This is a genomic window from Bacillus sp. SIMBA_026 (assembly GCF_046535335.1).
Classification (GTDB): Bacteria; Bacillota; Bacilli; order Bacillales; family Bacillaceae; genus Bacillus; species Bacillus velezensis.
Genome location: NZ_JAWRWX010000370.1, coordinates 1 through 248, shown reverse-complemented (window position 1 = coordinate 248; position 248 = coordinate 1). Strand labels below are relative to the sequence as shown.

General features: G+C 60.9%; 1 protein-coding gene. It reads right to left on the bottom strand.

What is annotated here, in order from left to right:
- On the bottom strand, positions 1 to 248 hold a 248-nt coding region (locus SB847_RS21850; protein WP_410578811.1), incomplete at both ends, for an NAD(P)-dependent oxidoreductase.

Sequence of the window (248 nt, the reverse complement as noted above, 5' to 3'; positions counted from 1 at the left end):
CCACCGCCAGCGCGTCGTCGTCGACCAAGCCGCCACGCGCGATCTTGGTCAGCGTCGCCGTCGATTTCATCTGCTTTAATTGCGCCGCGCCGATCGCATGATGCGAGCTTTCGGAGTAAGGCACCACAATGATCAGATGATCCGACTCGCGTAACAAGGTGTCTTTGTCGACGTAGCTGGCGCGGCATTCCGACTCGATCCCGGGCGCGAGGCGCGAACGGTTGTGATAGATCACCCGCATGCCGAAG